General features: G+C 47.5%; 11 protein-coding genes. 1 reads left to right on the top strand and 10 read right to left on the bottom strand.

The features are described from left to right. Positions 1-149 precede the first annotated feature (149 nt). Positions 150-1178 (top strand): class 1 fructose-bisphosphatase, encoded by a 1029-nt coding sequence (fbp, locus tag F0145_RS21745; protein WP_150091952.1) that lies wholly within the window; start codon positions 150-152, stop codon positions 1176-1178. A 193-nt stretch (positions 1179-1371) separates the two neighbouring features. Here the strand turns inward: fbp and F0145_RS21740 are convergent, their stop codons facing one another. From F0145_RS21740 to F0145_RS21695, 10 genes are all read right to left on the bottom strand, one after another. Beyond that, positions 1372-2697 carry a bile acid:sodium symporter family protein gene (locus tag F0145_RS21740; RefSeq protein WP_150091950.1) on the bottom strand — a complete coding sequence of 442 codons (1326 nt, stop codon included), beginning with the start codon at positions 2695-2697 and terminating at the stop codon, positions 1372-1374. Between the two features lie 8 nt (positions 2698-2705). Continuing rightward, complete coding sequence (locus F0145_RS21735) at positions 2706-3368, bottom strand: aspartate/glutamate racemase family protein (RefSeq protein WP_150091948.1); 663 nt, start codon at positions 3366-3368, stop codon at positions 2706-2708. Between the two features lie 202 nt (positions 3369-3570). Continuing rightward, positions 3571-4998 (bottom strand): four-carbon acid sugar kinase family protein, encoded by a 1428-nt coding sequence (locus F0145_RS21730; protein ID WP_150091946.1) that lies wholly within the window; start codon positions 4996-4998, stop codon positions 3571-3573. After that, positions 4995-6242 (bottom strand): ribulose-bisphosphate carboxylase large subunit family protein, encoded by a 1248-nt coding sequence (locus tag F0145_RS21725; protein WP_150091944.1) that lies wholly within the window; start codon positions 6240-6242, stop codon positions 4995-4997. Before F0145_RS21725 ends, F0145_RS21730 begins: the two co-directional genes overlap by 4 nt. Positions 6243-6557: 315 nt before the next feature. Next, entirely contained in the window at positions 6558-7838 is a 1281-nt protein-coding gene (locus F0145_RS21720) for a glucuronyl esterase domain-containing protein (RefSeq protein WP_150091942.1), read from the bottom strand. A 294-nt stretch (positions 7839-8132) separates the two neighbouring features. Continuing rightward, on the bottom strand, positions 8133-10319 hold the full coding sequence (locus F0145_RS21715) for an alpha-L-rhamnosidase-related protein (RefSeq protein ID WP_150091940.1): 2187 nt from the start codon (positions 10317-10319) through the stop codon (positions 8133-8135). A 33-nt stretch (positions 10320-10352) separates the two neighbouring features. Further along, complete coding sequence (locus F0145_RS21710) at positions 10353-11321, bottom strand: sugar phosphate isomerase/epimerase family protein (protein ID WP_150091938.1); 969 nt, start codon at positions 11319-11321, stop codon at positions 10353-10355. A 9-nt stretch (positions 11322-11330) separates the two neighbouring features. Further along, a complete protein-coding gene (locus F0145_RS21705; protein ID WP_150091936.1) occupies positions 11331-12473 on the bottom strand; it encodes a sialidase family protein in 1143 nt (380 codons plus the stop codon). 21 nt (positions 12474-12494) lie between these two features. Further along, positions 12495-13742: a glycoside hydrolase family 88/105 protein gene (locus tag F0145_RS21700; protein ID WP_150091934.1), complete on the bottom strand. Its 1248-nt coding sequence runs from the start codon at positions 13740-13742 to the stop codon at positions 12495-12497. Between the two features lie 68 nt (positions 13743-13810). Next, a complete protein-coding gene (locus F0145_RS21695; RefSeq protein WP_223816195.1) occupies positions 13811-15679 on the bottom strand; it encodes an exo-alpha-sialidase in 1869 nt (622 codons plus the stop codon). Positions 15680-15759 lie beyond the last annotated feature (80 nt).

The raw sequence follows: 15759 nt of genomic DNA, 5'->3' as shown, positions 1-15759 counted from the left end.
CATGTTTTCAGAAACTTCAGATATCAAGAACCATTATTTAAATATAGCACACTTAATGCCTGATAGATAGAAGTTCCTACCATTTCCTCCCCTGATTTAATTTTATTCAAATAATTTTTATAAATTAATTAACTACAAAGATAAGTGCCATGCAAACGAAGTACATGAGTCTGGATGAATTTACGATACAGCAATTAAGAATGGTGCCGGGCGGAACTGGCGAATTGAGCCGGCTTTTGCGCGATATAGGACTGGCTTCCAAAAGAATAAATGTGGAAGTAAATAAAGCTGGCTTGCAGGATATTCTGGGTGATATGGGCGTTAAAAACGTGCAGGGCGAAGAGGTAAAAAAACTGGACGATTTTGCGAATAACCAATTAATTTATGTTTTAAAAAACGGCATGAGCTGTGCCGGCATTTGCAGCGAAGAAGAAGAAAATATCCAGGTTTTTGACGATGAGCTCAGCAATAAAAGTAAATACGTAGTCCTGTTCGATCCGCTGGATGGCAGCAGCAATATTGATACTAATATTTCCATTGGTACCATTTTTAGTATTTTCCGTCGGGTAACCGAATTAGGTAAGCCCTGCACCATCGAAGATTTTCTGCAACCCGGCAGCCGGCAGATTGCCGCCGGCTACATTGTTTATGGCTCGTCTACGATGCTGGTGTACGCTACCCGCCTGGGCGTAAACGGTTTTACCCTCGATCCGCCTATCGGGGAATATTGCCTAAGTCACCCTAATATTCAATGCCCGGCTGATGGCAAAATATATTCGGTAAACGGTGGCTACTACCGCCAGTACGACCCGAGTGTACAGAAGTACATTGATATTTTGCAGAACAAAACCAAAGAAGACGGTGGCCCTTTAACACAACGGTTTACCGGCAGCATGGTAGCCGATTTACACAGGACTTTAATTAAAGGCGGTATTTTTATGTACCCTTTAACTACCGATAACCCCAAGGGCAAGCTGCGCCTGATGTACGAATGCAATCCTTTTGGTTACATTACTGAAATGGCTGGCGGCAGGGCCGAAAGCGGCACCGGAAAAATTCTGGATATTCAGCCCACCAGCCTGCACCAGCGCACCCCTATTTTTATCGGCAGCAAGAATATGGTAGAAGAATGCATGTCTTACGTCGAAAGCCCGGTAACCATGGCAAAAATCCAGTAACCCAATAACTCCTATTTAATTTATATCAATTTCTTCTTAACAATATTCCATAAATAAAAAGGTCCAGCATGTGCTTGGACCTTTTTTGCGTTTATAAAACGGACAATTTTAACTTTTTGGCATTAATTTTCAGAACAGCAGATTCGCACCATAAATATTTTTACCAAAGCTGTTTTCCTCATTATGATAAAACTTAAACCGAAGGCACTTGCGGTGCGGGTTCCAACTGCTCTGCTACAATTTCCCTGGAATCCACTACCGGTTTCCGCCGCCAGTAATTAGCCAATATAGAACCTGAAATATTCATCCAGGGACTAAAAACTGCCGCTGCTAAACCAACCGTTCCTAATTTCCCCATTGTGCCGGCTAACCCGGAAGCCATGCCCCCGTTTTGCAGCCCAACTTCAAAAGCCACCGTTCGCGCAGAATTTTTGTCGAGACCAAAGAAGCGGCTGAGCCAATAGCCGAAAAAATACCCGGCGCCATTATGAATAACCGAGGCCAGAAAAAGTAAGAAACCTACTTGTAATAAATTCTCGCGGCCTGCCGCAGTCGTAACCATAGTAAAATACACAATGCCAAACATCGAGAAATACGGCATGATGCTATCGAGTTTAGGAAACTGTAGCGTTAACAGATGATACAAAACCCCAACTATTACAGCGCCGGCCATAAAGCTAATTAATTCAACCAGGGTTAAGATGCCCGGCGTAGTATTCACTTCTAAATAGGCCCAGCCGCCTACAGCAAGTGCCACTAGCCAAAGAGAACAGGCTGCCGTTATGATGGTTACCTTCCGCTGGCCAGGAACGGAAGCAGTTTTAAGGTAATCGTGTAAAAGGGCCGCACCAATGGGTACAATCACGATTTTAATGATTTCGGCCATCATATCTACAAAACTAATCTCGATTAAAGTACCGGCCAGTAGTTTCATCAGGAGCGGCGTAATGAAAGGAGCCACCAGAGTAGCCATGGCCGTAACCGTAACGGACAAAACCATGTTGGCGCGGGAGATAAAAACCATTACGTTAGAGGCCAATCCGCTCGAACAAGAACCAATTAAAATAATACCAGCCGCGATTTCGGGTTCAAAATAAAACACCTTCGTTAACAGCAAACCCATTAGTGGCATTATGGAAAAGTGGCACACCAAACCAATTAGCACGCCTTTGCCGGATTTTCTTATACCCACAAAATCTTTGATGCCCATGTGCAGCCCCATGCCAAACATTACCAACTGGATTATTATTAAAATCAGCCATTTATTCCGCAGGTCAAAGTCGCCCCATTTGAGAAAGGCCGCCGGATAAATCATACCGGCCACTACGGCCGCAATAATCCAGGCGGTGTATTGAAAACCTTTTAAGGCGGGTACCGCGCCCAGGCCAATAGCCAAACAAACCGATGATACCACTGCCGCTGGCTGCCAGATTTGGGCTTGCCCCATTACAAGACCAGCTAACAACAGCAGCAGGCAAAGCCCGCTTACGCCCAAACAAACTTTCCGGATTTTTTCCATAAGCCCGCTTAGGTTAAGACCGTAGCCAGGTGTTTAACGGCTTCCGGTGGACTTGCCAGAATGGGCACCCCTTTATCCTTTTCCGCTAAATTATCAACCACCCGGGCCATAGAAGCCTGGGCCAATAAAATAACATCTACCTCCTGCTGCAGTTCCCGGAGGGCATCTGCCACCATGGTATCATGTTTAGCGGTGTCGCCGCTCATTAGCGCTTCAAAAGCACCTTCGCAAAGGCGGGAGGTTAACTCGATTTCCTTACCTGCTTTGGCCGCGCGGCGTTTAACCAAATCGCTGGTGGGGGCTAGTGTGGTTGGCAACGTAGCAATTACGCCAATCCGGGAACCGGTTTGTACCGCCAGGTCAGCCATGGGCTGGTCTACCCGCAGCACCGGAACGCTGGTAAGCGCAGCGGCGGCCTCCACGGCGGCACCGATAGAAGAACAGGTAACCATAATGTAATCAGCACCGGCTGCTTCGGCTGAGCCTACATAATCAACTACCCGGCGGGCCGTCAGGGCGGTCAGTTCGCCCCGTTTAATGACATCTTTTATCAGGCTATCATCTACAATATTAAAAACCTGCACGCCCGGTAACTGCTGCTGGCAAAGTTGCTGAAACATCGGCACCAAAGTGGCAGAGGTGTGTATTAGTCCTAAAGTTTTCTGTTTCATGAGGTAATATTTGGTGGTGAATAATTGGGGTAAGCGGTAATTAAATTTAAACTACTTAAAATTTAGTTTATACTATTGGTTATTAGTCTCAATCCTGTCATTCAGGAGGAACCTATTTGGCTACCTGCTACATAGGTTCCTCCTGAATGACAGAAATGGGCTCAACAGTCATAAAAAGAGTTAATCTGAATTTCTATTCAAATTAAAAAGTCTCTATAATTTTTATATAAATTTTTCCGGCCGCGGCCAAACCAAAATAATCTTCCGATCCCACTTGGCCGCCTTTAAAGTTTACTTCTCGACCATCAATAGGAGAACCGGGAGCATAAGCCCGGCAAAGCGGCGCGCCAGGCGAGAGCGGCGCAATCATTTCTACGGCTTCTATTCCTAAGGCCCGGGCGGCATAACTGGAGGTGTCGCCACCGGCAATTACAACCCTTTGAACCGATGCTTTTTCCAGAATAGCCCGCACCAGGTTGCCTAAAGCGGTGCCGTAAAGGTGCGCGGTCCGGCTTTGAACCTGCTGAGCCGTAAGACCTTGCTGGTGTAAAACAGCAGCCGTTTTGTCTATTCTTTCGTCGTCTGCCCCGCGGCTTGTATGAATAATTACGCTACGCCCTTCGTCTAAATATTCCAAAGCTTCCGTTAAATATTTTTGCAATAATCCAGCGGTATTCTCCCGATCAGAATGGGCTAGCGTGACCGTATCCAGGGCAATTTCGGCAAAACCTTGCGCTAATGCCCAAGAAATCTGACCAGCAGTTACCGGCGAGCAACTGCCGGAAGCAACCAATAACGGTTTGGCTTTTCCGGGGTTAGGCCAATCAGGAGCGGGTGGTAAGCGATTCTGTTCTGTCCAGAACTGGCCCAGAGCCATTTCGATGCCCGATGAACCTACCGAGAACAACGGTTTTTCCGAATTGGCATAAATATCGAGCAAAGACCCAATGGCTGCTAATTGTTCTGAATATAGGGCATCGAATAAAACGACCTCGGCTCCCTGGTTAATTATTTCTTTTAATATTTTCAGCGCTTCATCAGCCGGACGGCCTACTTGCAAAATATCAAATAAGCCAATCTGTTTCGTTGTTTGCCGGGCCAGGTGCAGGCGCAGATCGCTTTCGTCGGCGGGCGTTACCGGGTGCCGGCTCATGGAAGGATGGCGATCCAGGCGGTAAATATTGCCTTGGCTGCCGATACCCATCCGGGCGAATAAGTTACCAAATACACAATGCCGACCCAGCGCCGGAGCGGCTACCAGTAAGGGCACGAAAGCCGCCTGGAATATTTCGGCTCCGACCTCAATGGCTTTCCCGATGCTCCCGACATTAGGCGAAGAATCAAACGTTGAGCAAACCTTGTAATGCACGTGCGGAATGCCCAGGGCTTGCAAAGCCGTAAAAGCCGGTCGCAGTTCCTGTTCCATTTCGGCCGGAGCCATCGCGCGGGTTTTGCCCGCCACGCCTATGGCCTGAAGCCCTGAATAGCGACTTAAATGTTCCGGCGTGGGTGTATTCATAAACAACACCGTTCTGGCGCCGGCCCGGCTGAGAAACTCCAGGGCATCCGTAGACCCGGTGAAATCGTCGCCGTAATAGGCCAGCATCAGGTTGTTCGGCTGCTTACTCATGCGGGTGAGCCAAATTTTTTAACGGAATTGCCAAACTCGGGATATTTTTGCGCAGCCTCAGCTACCGTTAACCCGTCCACAGCGGCTTCCCAGGCTTGCTGCAGCGCCACTACGCCGCCAGCTGGTCCGTCCGGGTGGGCCATAATGCCGCCACCGGCCATATAAAGCAAATCGGTAGTTTGGGTACGACGATACGTTTCGGGCGCCTGTCCGCCCCACTGGCCGGAAGATACTACCGGCAAAATAGAATAGCCGCCGAGCATGGGTTTTAAACATGCTTCAATCGACCGCACTACCGAATCGTCGGACTCCCAGAATTTATTTTGGATGCCATTTACGTGTATCTGGTCTACGCCGGCCAGCCGCCATATTTTCTGATAAGCCGGAAACTCAATGCCCAGCAAAGGGTGACGGTTCAGCATGCCCCAGCCATTGCGGTGTCCGTGAATCGCCAATTGCCCCTGGTCGCAGATTTTCTTTACCCCCGATAATCCCACACTATTCAGGCTAATCATGGCGCTAGTACCGCCAGCTGCCAGAATATATTCGTAGCGCTTCAACATCTCATCTATTTCATCGCTGATGTTAAAGGCATACATTACCTTTTTGCCGGTTATATCGGCGTGCGCGTTTATTACCCGCATTACCGCATCAACCCGTTCCTCAAAAGGCGAATTACCCGAAGAAACCAGCAGTTCATCGTCCTTGATAAAATCAATGCCGGCTTGGACTAAAGTTTTTATCAGGTCTGCGGTTTGGGCGGGGCTCAGGCCAATGCTGGGTTTAATAATGGTGCCGATTAGCGGGCGATCGGTAACCTGGGTAAGTTGGCGGCAACCCGCAATGCCAAACCGGGGACCTGCGAACCGGGTGGCAAACGAATCCGGCACCTCCAGATCCATCAGCTTTAAACCGGTAAATTGGGTAAGCTCATACAGGTTGCCTTGCAGTGTCGAAATCATGGCCGCCAAGTTATACCCAAAATTTTCAATCGACCAGGAAACTTCTACATGGGCCCGGTGATAGGCGCCGCCATTTAGGTTTAAACCCGGTATACTGGGTTCCGAAACCGTTTCTACCGGCCTTATAGCTTCAACCCGGGCAGCAAACCGCTGTTTTAATTCCTCCGTTTCGCCCGGTACCGCCACAAAAGTACCGGAAGATTGCTCCCCGGCTAAAACGGCAGCGGCTTTCTCTACGGGCAAAGGCGTTTCAATAAAGTAAGTAGCCTTAATTCTTTCCATGGTTCAGTTCTTTTTGCCGCTGGGTAAGTTCAATATTAAATAATTATTTCCTGTGATTATCGGACCGCTCTTGTGTTTTAATTAGTAAAACAGAATATCCATAACAAGCCTAAATTTATTAAGCATATTTTATTTGTAAATTAATTATTTATATTTAAAATAAATCAGAATTGAATATTTATTTTTAATGGAGAGTAGGATAGGGTGAATATTCAGGCTAAATCGGTGCATCAACCAGAACCAATTCCGGATTTGCTAATTGAATTGTAAATGGAAAGAAGATGACAGGGCAGGATAATAGCTGTTTTGAGTGGATTACTTTTGCTTCTTCCAGGTGTAATCTGCAAAATTTAAAAATTGTTCCCAATCGTAACGGGTAACATCATGTTTGCCGGCACGGATGTGGTAGGCTAAACGGCCCCAGACCGGCTGATGAACTTTCGGAAATCCTGTTGCGGGCAAGCCTTTTGTCCGGAGGAAACGATATACCGGATCAGCTGCTTTTATGCCCAGATATTCCCCTTTGGGATCGGCTCCTAAGTCCTGTTCGGCGCTGGCCACGTAAACCGGGCGGGGTGCAATTAAGGAGATAACCATGTGCTGGTCGAAGGGCAAAGCGGCTTCGTTTTTGTTGTACTTCCGGAAATTCTGGCAAAACCAGTGCGGGTTGCCCCGGTTCAGCCGTTCCACGTCTTCACCGAAATTTCGTTTCGATAAGGCCGCTCCACCCCCACCCGACTCATTACTGATGACCATAGCAAATCTTTCGTCCCGGACACCCGCCCATAAAGCGGCCTTACCCATCCGGGAGAAACCGAATAACATTACTCTGTTTGGATGAACATCCGGATCAGTTTGGAGATAATCCAAAGCCCGGCTCAAGCCCCAGGCCCAAGCCGACATCGTACTGAAATTATCACCCCGGTTTTGCAGTTCGGGATACAAGGCATGCACGCCATTCTGGAAATTATCGAAATAATCCGGGTCGATATCGTTGGCAAAAACAGTAGCTACCCCATAACCGCGCGCCAAAATAAGATCCAAAGGCCAGCGGCTGGCGGTAGAGCCCCGCGACTTTTCGGTGGAACGGTTATTTACCACCCCAGCCGCGCCGGCCCACACCCAATTATACGAAATTTTAATAGCTGTATCCGGATTAACCCCTTGGTTACCCTGGAAATTAAGTCCTAAAAATACCGGAACTTTGCCTTTCACCTGGTTGGGAAGATAAAGCAATATTTCCATTTGGGGTCCATCGGGCTGGCCGGTGAAATAAACGGTAATTTGCTTGCGGGTGGCGATTCCATTTAAGGCCGTTTTATCCTGGTCCCAAACTTTAAAGGTCATGTTGGCCGGTCGCACGGGTGAACGGCCGTACATTTCGTTTTCGCACAACTCTATTATTTCGGCCCGGCGCTTTGTGCGCCATTGCTTAGGCGTTTTTACCTTGGTACCATTCTGAAAGACCAGCGGATCAGGCAAAATGTAGGGGGGCACTTTAGCCTCCTCATAGTTCTGCGCTATTGCGGGTAAAACAAGGACCAGCAAAAGCCAAACTAATAATAAATTATATCTCCAGGCTAGACTTTTATTCACGTTTGATTTTTTAAAATCCTGCTTTAATTAAAACCTTACTCAAACCGAGAGTTATAACGATTTAAATTGAATTATTTAAACCTTATGGATACTGCTGTTTTTATAAAGATGCTGTTTAGTATTTCTGTTTCGAACAGAATTTGGTGCCATTGGTGGTGTTATCACCGCCAATTCAAGCGCTTCTGCCAAACTACTTGCTGGTGAAAACACGCAGCAAGGGCAGCGGTTTCTTCCGATTTGTAAAATTCTAATCAGCTCCTTAACCAAAAAGCTTTGCTCCAAATTCTACAAAATTTATTTAGCATTGTAAGCTACCACGTATTCTTTACCCTTATCAATAGTCATTTCGAAAATATTGTTGCCTTTGGCGGTTATTCTGGTGCCTTTAGATGTGGGCTTGCTTTTGCTTTGGAAACGGAGCGTGCCGGTACCTTCGCCGGATTTTACTTTAATCTGCTTTTGGCTGCAATAAATATTTATATCGCCTTTGGGCGTAGGCACGCTGCCTTCCATCCACTCCAATCCACCCAGAACGGGCTCTACCAAATAAGTAGCATAAGCCGGTGAAGTAGGTTTTACACCCAGGTAATATTTGCCTAATAAATAAATCGGGCTGGCTCCCCAGGCGTGGCACAGACTCCGGCCAAACGGACGACCGTACATCGCATAATGCTCCGCTCCTTTTTCGTTAGGATCATATTTTTCCCAGAAAGACGTAGCACCTAGTTTCAGCATCCCGCCCCAATAATCTTTCATTTCCTTTAACACGTAGTTCTGCTCGCCCATGGCACACAAAGCTTCCAGTTCGTAAAAGCGCATGTAGGGCGTGGTAATTTTCTGCACTTTATCGTTCAGCAGCACATGTTGCTTTACCTCCTGCTTCTGGCCGGCGTTGAGGTAGTCGAAGAAGATGGCAAACATATTAGCGTAGCGGGTAACATTATCAGTGGGCTGGCCATTAACCCGGCTGTGTACCAAGGCGTGTTTGTTCTGGTCCCAGTAAGTGGTAAATAATTTGGCTTTTAGTTTGGTGGCTAACTCGTTGTAGCGCCGGGCACCTTCCTGGTCCTGGGCAATACTGGCGCAAAGAGCCATGGTTTCTAAGCTGCGACAGAGCAGCAACTGCTCAAAACTGACTTCGCCTTGTTTACTCAGTCCATCAGCCCAATCAATAAAAACCCAATCACCCGCCAGGCCTTCTACCATGCCATTTTTATTCCGCCGACTCAAGGCAAACTCCATCAGGCTCTGCATGCGGGGGTAAAACTGTTTAATAAAACTTTTATCGCCGGTGTACTGGTAATAATCGTTGATGCCCAAGAACCAGTAAAAAGTGTAATCCATGATGGTGTTGATGTGGCTCGTAACCGGGTCTTTGCCCCGCTGGGCCAACAACGTACGGGTTACCGACGGCGAATCAAAGAGCAAATAATAATTCATCAGGTAACTTTGGTACGCATCGCCGGACCAAATCCAGCGGTCGCGCTTAATACCATCGATGAAAAACTCGCGCGTATTCAGGTGCAGCGTGTAGGCCGCTACATCCCATATTTTATTTAACTCCGGATCAGAACTCCGGAATTTACCGCGGTCAGCAACCGGCAAATATTCGTACAGCATCGAGACATCGCCAATGCTAACGGAATTATCGAACTGAATATTGACGTACCGGAATGCCCGGGAACCCGGTAGCACCATATCCACGGCTTGCGGCCGGTCTACCTGCAGGTGGTCCAGGGTTTCGCCGGTTTCGGTAGCCAGCGCTTCTTCCTGCGATTCACCGTAGTACAGCGATACTTTGCCTTTGCCTTTCAGGCCGTGCAGTTTTACAAAGCCAAAGGTCTCTTTGCCGAAATCAACGAGGATGGAACCTGGCTGCCGCGTAACTTTAGCGGCTTTCCAGGGCTCGGTAGGTAATTTAAATTTGGAAGGCAGATTTTTAGGATCATTAAAATTCCAGGATCCGGCTTTGAGCCAGGCAGTACCGGATTGTCCCGACACTTTGCCGGTTTCATCGATCCATTCTTTGTCCTCGAAAGTAACCAGCCACGTGGAATCCGATACAATGGTTGGGCCTTTTACAAAAATGGCCGGCACCTTATCCTGCGCGTGTACTTTAATATTTAGCTTGTGTTTACCGGCCGGTATGGTAACCTTGGTTGGAGCACCGGGCAGCATTTTGCTATCTAGTTTTACATTGTACTGACCTTCGGCATAAAGTTCTACTTCTTCAGCTTTCGCCAGGTTAAACTCTTTGTGAAAATCCATGAGCACGTAGTGGCTGTCCATGCGCCAGAATGGCGGAAAGAAAGCGCCGCGTTCGGTGCGCCGGTTCTGCATGTCGTTGGCTAGCCATATTTCGTAATCGCCGGGGTACCAAATCCAGGTGGCTTGTTGGGCCTGAGCAGGGTTAATAACTATTAAAATAAAGAGCAGGCAAAAACCGGTTATGGTTTTTACTAATTGCGTTTGGATGTTCATCAGGAATAAGCGGTGGAAATTAATTATTAGAAGTTAACCGGTCTGGAAAACTGATTTGAGGTAGGCGGTATTGGCACTAAAATTTTCTTTTACACTGCGGGGTTGTTTGGCGTCGCGCGAGCGTTCTACTACCAGCCAGCCGCTCCAACCCATTTTATCCAGCGTTTGCTTTACTTTATGCATATCGAGGCGGGTATTATGTTGCAGCCAAACACCATCTTCGTCGGTGCAATGAATCTGACAGATGCGCTTTTTGCCCAATATTTTTAATTCTTGGTGCAAGTCGCGGCCCGCTTTTAAGGGGTTAGAAAAGTTGAAATAAATCTGAACCGCTGGGGAGCCAATATCTTTTAGTAATTTCTTTTCACCGGTTGCATCGAGCGCCGTTTCAATGCCAATAATAACACCCGCCGCTTCGGCCATTTTGCCCACTACTTTCAGCCGCTCCACAATGGCCGGCCGCAATTCCGGGTGCTGCACCAAATCGCCTTTTATTCCGAGCGGCAAAAAAGCAACTTTCACGCCTAGCTGTTTCATGGTTTCGATGCAATCGCCTACCATGCGCTGGTAGGTGGGCCGTTCGGCGAAAGACTGGGCGTAAAAACCGGTCATGGCCAGCGAGCAGAATTCCAGATTAAGTTCTTTGGCTTTATTTATAAATTGCTGCCGCACCTCCGGATTGGCTAATTGGTTTTCGAAAGTTTCGCGGTTGCCCAGGCCACCCATGTCCAATTCTAAGCCATCGGCGCCAATATCTTTCGTTAATTGCAAAGCGCTCAATTTCTGCCGCTTCAGAATCATTAAATCAATTACCGCAATTTTGTACCGCTGGTTAGTGGCTGCCGGAAAGAAATATTTAGAAGATGGTGCAGCTAAGGCCAAGCTGCGGGGCAACAACAAACCGCCGGCCAAGGCCAAAACAGCATTTCCCAGAAACTGCCGCCGATTAATATTATGCTGGTTACTCTCTTTTACCGCATCAGATTTGGCTTTATTTTTCATGCAGCAGAATTATAAATCTTTTTCGGAGTTGGTGGTATTAGCGGCTTTCGGAGCGGTAGTAGTGCCGGGCCAGAGCTCATTTTTTATTTCTTTTAACTCCAGCTTTTTCGGGTCTATTTTAACGTACTTAATGCGTTCGCGCCGCCAGGTGTATACCACGTGTACCATGCCGTCGGCCGACTGAATTACCGAAGGGTAAGAATATTGGCTGATAGGAGAATCTTCCAGGACCAAAGCCGCAAACCAGGTTTTTCCGTTTTTGGAAACAGCCAGGTTAAGGGGGGTACGAGCACCTTTGTTATTCTTGGCGCCTACCGGGGGTTTAACGTGGTTGTAAACCAAAACATGGCGGCCATCTTTTAAGGTAACGGCATCGGTACCCGAATTGGCATTGGGCAAGGCACTGGCAGCCAGCGGCGACCAGGTGCGGCCATTATCCGAAGACCATGATTCTACCAGTACAGCATCCTTGCTCCGGCAAAGGATCTGCAGCTTGCCATCGCGGTGCACCAAAATACTCGGCTGGATGGCATTAAAGGTTTTGCCATCGTTAATCGGCCCGATTTTCTGCCAGGTTTTACCAAAGTCTTTCGTTACTTCAAAGTGTACCTTCCAGCCGTTGCCTTCGGTGCTAGAGGGGGCAATCAAGGTGCCACCAGAAAGTAATACCGGCTTATTTTTAACCGGGCCTATAAAGCCAGCGGGCAAAGCCTTGGCCTTCGACCAGGTTAAGCCATTGTCTTTTGAGGTTTTTACCCAGCCCGTCCAGCCGGCTACGTTGGGCCCAATTTTGTAATATAATTGCAACTCGCCGCCGGGTACCTGGTACAATACCGGGTTCCAGCAGGCGTACCGGAGCGTATCGTTTACAATTCCGTTGGCTACTTCCACGGGGGCCGTCCATTTATTATTTACCTGGCGGCTCACCCAAATACCCACGTCGGGGTTTCTTTCTTTCGTGCCGCCAAACCAAGCCGTTATTAATCCTTTCGGGGTTTCGGCAATGGTAGCGGCGTGGCTTTCGGGGAAAGAAGTTTTCTCGAAAATAAACTCGTCTACCAAAATGCCTTTTTTAAATTTAGGAGCCTGGGCCGAAGCACTGAAACTCCCCAGCAGACTCAACACCAAAAGCATACGCCATAATCTTTTCATAAAATTCGCTTTATAAGTAAATTATTTATTTAGTTCGAGGCTGGCCAAAATAAAAGGCCCAACGCCTTTAGGATCGTTGATGCGAATGGGTTCTTTCACGTAATATTCAAAAGAACCATCCCGGTCGTCGCTCAGGCCGGCTACTTCGCAAACCTGCAACAGATTTATTTCGCCATCGGGTTTTACTTCGATCAATTTCTTAATAATGCCGTTATAACCTTTATCGGCTATTGGCTTAAACTTGGCATCCAAGTAACCTTTGTTTACACTTTTGGCAATGGCGTACACAAACATACATGAGCCGGAAGCCTCCAGGTAATTACCCGCGCGGTTACCTTGGTCTACCACCTGGTACCACAAACCGGTTTCTTTATCCTGGTATTTTTGCAGAGCCGGTACCAGCCGCTGCCAGATAGCCAATATTTCTTTTCTTTTCGGATGCGATTTGGGCATATAATCCAGTACATCTACCAAAGCCATGGCGTACCAGCCAATGGCCCGGCCCCAGAAATTGCGGGAGCGTCCGGTTTCTTTATCGGCCCAAGGTTGCACCCGCTTTTCGTCCCAGCCGTGGTACAACAAACCCGTTTTAGCATCGCGCAGGTGCTTCTCCATTAATATTAGTTGCTGCGCTACATCATCAAACAGTTGGGGTTTTTTAAACTCTTGGGCGTATTGCGCCAGGAAAGGGCTGGCCATGTAAGCGCCGTCGAGCCACAGTTGCGAGGGATATTTTTGCTTGTGAAAGAAGCCGCCTTCGGAAGTACGCGGGTGCGTTTTCATTTGGGCCCGCAATTGCTGTAGGGCTTTTTTATATTTCTCGTCGCCGGTAACTTTGTATAGGGTAAAAAGACTTTTACCGGCGTTGATATTATCAATATTATAGGTTTCGGGTTTGTAAGTTTTAATGGTACCGTCCGGCTGAATCATTTGGGTGCCGTAGTTTTTTACATAATCCAAATATTTTTTATCCTGTTTTTTCTTCCAGATTTGCTCAAAAGAATAAACAATTAAGCCCTGCGTGTAGCCCCAGCCTGGATTCTTGTTTACATCCTGCAGCCAGGCGTTTCTTTTAACCGTCGAAAGCGCCATCCGCTCCGACCATTTCAGATTAACCGGAATATTCTCCCCTTCTTCAACTAGAACTGCAATATTTGGCGAAAGGATCTCGGCTGAACCTTTTGGATTAAAACTGCTGGTTGTTACCAATAGCCCGGCAAGTAAAAAAGAAGCGAACCACCTGCGGCTCCAATATATTTTATTATTCATTTACCTTTTTTTAATTCCTAAAGCAAAGCCTAAATTCTACTCACCACTCTATATAGTATGAGCAAATTCTAACGGGAAGTAGTTTCCAGAGGGGCGCCACTGGTTTTTAAAGATTTGATGTAAAAAGCAGCGAGTTGGTCTTTTTCGCCGGCTTTAGGTAAATCGTAATTCTGGTCGGTGGGGGTGTCGACATCCGGGAAACGGCGTACCTCGCCGGTACGAAAAACGACCCGCTCGATGGAAGGAACCGGGGCAAAAAAGATACGGGCGCCAATGGTTTTGCCGTTTACCGTTACCACGTACGAGCGCGTATCTACGTTTAAGTCTACCTTTATATCGTATTGTTTGCCTGCTTCGTATTGAATAAGATTTGAATTGCGGTAACCGGCTTTGGTTTTCAGGCTGCCGTCTGCATCAAAAATCATCCGGACTGCGGCATTGCCTTTGCCATCCTGAAACTCAATATTTAGTTGGCCTTTGTCGTTCTGAGCCGGGGTAATGGAGAATTCAGCGGTTACTTTTTTAGCAGCCGGAATCACGCGTTCGGCTTTGGCGTATTCAAACGGGTCCCAGTCTTTCAGGGCCAGGGCTTTGGTGCCATCCGCTGCTTTTTCTACCTGCACCGGCGCCCACAAGGCGCTGTAAATATTCCATTCTTTTAACTCTTTTCCGTTCGGCATTAAGTTAAATACTTCGTTGGCGGGGCCGTCGGCTTTTTCTTTTACCGGCACCGGAATCGACGACACCCACATATCTTCTTTGTTCATGCTGTAGGTTACCCACATGTTGCCATCCGGCGGCGTGCCGTTACCTTCTACAATGCCGCGCACGTATTGCGGACCATACGATTTATAATTGCCACCGTACCGCATCCGGGTAATTTCGCCGTTTACCAATAATAAATTAGTATAATCCAGACCGTTGGCGCTGGTAGAAATGGCTAAAGGCCAGCGAAATTCCGAAGGATTGTAAACGGTAGCGTACCGGCCATCAGATGTTTTTTGCCCCCAGATTTTAGCATTGCTATTTACAAAATGCGGTGCCCGGATGGGATTATATTGCCAGGATTTACCACCGTCTTTGCTGATGGAGGTTAAGGCGTGTTTCCACAAACCTACTACCCGGCCATCCGGCAAATGGTAATAATTAAAGGCTTTTATTTCTCTTTTAAACGGAACCAGCGGATCGTTGCGGTCGGCTTCTTCTACCCACTGCTGCATCATGAGCGGATTGGCCAATAATTCGTTGCACGCGGCTACAAAGCCTTTGTCTTTGCTGGTGGTGTAAAACGGATAGCTTGATTTTTTCTGGTCCCAGGTGCTGTTGTAGCGGATAAAATAAATGGGTCCATATTTGCCGTTGGGTAATATTTCGCGAACTACCCGGCCAATGCCTTTCCCGTCGTTTGGGTCGTCTTTAGCATCCATGGCAATGCCGTAGTAAGCCAGGGCCAGCAAGCGGTTTTTCTTCGATACAAAAAAGCCCATACGCTGGTGCATCACCGCATCCAGGTCTTTGGCAACGCCGGGATAGCCTTCTTTTTTCCAGCCATCAGGAATGCGGTAAGGCGGAAATATTACCGTGGGTTTAGACCAGCTATAACCATCTTTGGAAGTCAGCAATAAGGTTTGTCCGGGTGGCACGTGCTCGCCTACCGGGTTACTCAAAAACTCCAGGTAAAACGTATTATTCCAGTAAGCCAGCATGGGCGCGTGATTGTACGTCCAGTTCAGGCCACCGGCCAGTTCCGGATGCTCGCGGTTGGCCCGAAATACCTGAATATTATGCACCCCAACCGCCGGACTGAGCTGCCCGTGGTGATAATCTACGTTAGATAAGGTTTGGCCGGTATACCGCACGGTATCTTGGGCTTGTACAGTTATTAAACCCAATCCTAAAAAAGCAACTACCGAAATCTTTTTAAAAATATGCATCATTAGCTTCTATCAATACCCTAAAAAACTGCCTTTTACCATCCTGTTTCCTATACAAGCCCTTTCTGAAAAGGATGAAATTT

This window comes from Adhaeribacter rhizoryzae (assembly GCF_008629685.1).
GTDB classification, from domain to species: domain Bacteria; phylum Bacteroidota; class Bacteroidia; order Cytophagales; family Hymenobacteraceae; genus Adhaeribacter; species Adhaeribacter rhizoryzae.
Note: the sequence above shows the minus strand (reverse complement) of the source record. Positions and strands in the feature narration are given on the sequence as shown.